This is a genomic window from Actinoplanes sandaracinus (assembly GCF_030009775.1).
GTDB classification, from domain to species: Bacteria; Actinomycetota; Actinomycetes; order Mycobacteriales; family Micromonosporaceae; genus Actinoplanes; species Actinoplanes sandaracinus.
This window is the reverse complement of the sequence record NZ_JASCTH010000056.1, coordinates 23,883-26,943: the sequence shown is the minus strand read 5'-3', so window position 1 is coordinate 26,943 and position 3,061 is coordinate 23,883. Positions and strand designations below refer to the sequence as shown.

The 3,061-nt window shown below is 69.5% G+C and carries 2 protein-coding genes; one reads left to right on the top strand and one right to left on the bottom strand.

Annotated features, from left to right (window positions below; all coding sequences use genetic code 11):
- The first annotated feature begins 751 nt into the window (after positions 1–751).
- Positions 752–1,357 carry a hypothetical protein gene (locus tag QLQ12_RS45365; RefSeq protein WP_282767293.1) on the top strand — a complete coding sequence of 202 codons (606 nt, stop codon included), beginning with the start codon at positions 752–754 and terminating at the stop codon, positions 1,355–1,357.
- A gap of 28 nt (positions 1,358–1,385) precedes the next feature.
- Here QLQ12_RS45365 and QLQ12_RS45360 read toward each other — a convergent pair whose 3' ends face one another.
- Positions 1,386–2,744 carry an MFS transporter gene (locus QLQ12_RS45360; RefSeq protein ID WP_282767292.1) on the bottom strand — a complete coding sequence of 453 codons (1,359 nt, stop codon included), beginning with the start codon at positions 2,742–2,744 and terminating at the stop codon, positions 1,386–1,388.
- Between the last annotated feature and the right edge of the window lie 317 nt (positions 2,745–3,061).

Below are 3,061 nucleotides of genomic sequence, written 5' to 3'. Positions count from 1 at the left end.
AAAAATGTTGCCAAAGGAATCCCTAACCTGCCCACAGTATTACTACCGTTAAGACAAGCCGGGGTATTGCCATAATTGGCACTGGCTTATCAAGCACCCTGTTGAGTTCTCAAAGAACAACCGCACACCATCAAACCGTTCCGCATTCCGCGGCCCGTTCTCCGGGGCACTCGCTCTACTTTACCCGCCGTTTCCGCAGTGTCAAATCCGCGTTTCGCAACCGGATTCAGCAAAACAGAAACTGCACAGGCACCCCAAGAACTCGCACGACCGTTGATCGTGCGATCTTTCTAGAGGTTTTCCGTCAGGACGGCCGCGCCGGGCCCCAGCTTCAGGTCCCGCTCGCTCGCCCGTCTCCCTGGCGGCTCGGACAACATTACTAGCCCCTCCCAGCAACGCCAAATCGGGGTCCCGCGACGCCGATCACACCGAAATAACGGGCGAAATCCTCAAGGTGGACAGAAGAACGAGTCCAGCCGTAGCCCCCACGCGTATCGCCGGCCGTTCAACCTGCCCCCGCTACGGCTGACCGCTCTGGCCGTTGCCCCGACGCTGGTCACCGCGTCGACGGACCCTGAACGCGCGCGCCCCATGAACACGATGCGGCGCGCGCGGAAGGTGCGGCACCAGAACAAGGCAGCGTGCGGAAGACGCGGCGCCCCCGGCACTGCGGCGGGCCCGCGAGGCGCGGCTCTCGAGCATGGCGGGACGGAGGACGGCGCGGGGTGCGCGGAGGGCATATAACCGACCCATGCGCACTGATGAGCTCGCCGACCTGATCGGCGAGGTTCCCGGAACCCAGGTGACAGCGGCCCCAGGCATCGTCACGGTGCATGTGCCGGCGATCGGTGACACGGCGCGGCTGCTGTTCCGGGATGTGCTCGACGCCTATGAGGTGGCGGTGCCGACCGGGGCGCCCGCGGTGCAGGTCGACATCAAGCGCCGCCGGGAGTCATTGCCGCTGATCTTCACGGTTGACGATGTCGTGTTCAGCCCGGCGTACGCCGACGACATGGTCGATCCGGAGGACGAGTTGCTGGTGCCGGCCATGCCCGGGATGCTCGGCTATGCGGAGATGCACCGCGACGTGCGCGCCCTCGGTAAGGCGATCGACGACCCGCACCTGGAGCTGGACCCGGCCATGCTCGCGGCCACGGTGCTGGCACACCGGTGTTTCATCGCCGGGGCGATCCGGGTCGGGCTGTGGCCGGTACGGGTGGCCGCCTGGTGGGAATACACCTCGGCCCGCGCGGCGACGCGGGTCCGGTTGGCCCGCTTCCGGCCGGACGAGCAGTGGGACAAGTTGATGGCGGACGTGACCGAGGCCCGTCGCCAGAGCGCCCCCGCCGAACTCTGACGCTCGCCACGGGGCCCCGGGCGGATCGTCAGGCGGCGCCCGTCCGCACCACGCCCGGCTCACCGGCCACGATGACCGGCCGGGGCACCCGGACGGCGCAGAGCAGCGCTCCCCCCAGCGCCGCCGCATAGAGCAGCAGCACCGTCACATAGGACGACTCCCCCGGCGACCAGGTCAGCACGGAGCCGCCGACCGCTGCTCCGAGGCTGCCGCCGACCGTACGCATGACGGTGTTGACGGCCGCGGAGACGCCGGTCTGTTCGCTCGGGACCGCCTCGACCACCAGGGCGCCGACCGCGCTGAACGCCAGCCCGATGCCGGCGCCCATGACCAGGATGCCGAGGCAGACCTGCGCCGGCGTCTGGTGCCAGATCGCCAGAGCGAGATAGGACAGACCGGCGGTGGCGATGCCGGCGGCGAGCGCGGCGCGCGGCCCCTGGCGGGCGGTGAGCCGCCGGTGGATCGGCATGATCAGCAGGTTGCCGATCGCGGTGGGGAGCATCGCCAGGCCGACCACGGTGGGGCTCGCCGCGAACCGGTCGACGATCATCAGCGGGATCACCATCCACGAGCCGAACATGCCGAAGCCGAGCAACAGCGTGGCCGCGTTGGTGGCGCGGACCGTCGGCAGGGCCAGGGTGCGCAGGTCGACGAGGGGCTGCGGGGCACGCCGCTGGCTGCGCCACCAGACCGGGGCCAGCAGGGCGGCGCCGGTCAGCGGCCACACCCCGCCCGGCGAGGGGAACCGGCTGATGCCGAACAGCAGGAGCCCGAGCCAGGTGGCGAGCAGCGCGGCCCCGTACCAGTCGATCCTGGTGTTGATCGTCGCCCGCTTGCCGGGCGGCAGCAGCAGGGCGACCGGAATCATCGCCAGCGCGGAGATGACGGCGGGGATCAGAAACAGCCAGCGCGAGGACAGGACGCTCAGGATCGGGCCGGCGGTGATGGTTCCGGCGGCGCCACCGACGCTCATCACCGTCGATATCATGACGAAGGCGCGGGGTCGCTGCGGAACCGGTAGGTGGTCTCTGACCAGCGCGAAGCAGAGCGGGAAGACGGCGCCCCCGAGGCCTTGAACGACTCGTCCGGCGACCATGACCGGGAGCGCGCTGGCGATGGCGGAGATGAGGGCGCCGAGACTCATCGCGGTCAGGACGGCGAGCAGGATGCGGCGTTTGCCGTGCACGTCGGCGAGCCGGCCGAGCACCGGCGTGGAGATCGAGGCGCTCAGCAGGAAGGCGGTGAGCAGCCATGCCGCGCCCGACGGCGTGGTGTCGAGCTGCCGCTGGAACACGCCGAGCGCGGGCACGACCAGCGATTGGAGGACCGAGTAGGCGGCGGTGGCGAGGCAGAGTCCACCGAGTGCGGCCGTGCCGGCGCGTTTCAAAGATCAACCCTTCAAGATCAAGATCGCTTTCCGGTACGGCCACTGCCACCACAACCGCACGACGCCGGTCCCGCCGGCCCGCGTCCTTCGTGACCTCCCACGGTGCAAGCGCAGCCCGCCCCAGCCGGCTACCACCACCTCGCCGCGATCTTGAAGAGTTGACCGGCGACGGGGCGAAAGAACTCCACAAGATCTTGCCGATGGAGGAACAGCGAGACGAGGCGGAGATGGAACAGTGGCCGGCGACGGACGGGCAGGCGGGATGCCTGTGCGTCGGCGGCCCCAGCGGGCGGGGGCTGCGGGAGACGGCGGGTGGG

What these genes read in the sequence shown, in the direction of transcription:
- QLQ12_RS45365 (WP_282767293.1), top strand. Translation starts at nt 752, where the DNA reads ATGCGCACTGATGAGCTCGCCGACCTGATCGGCGAGGTTCCCGGAACC.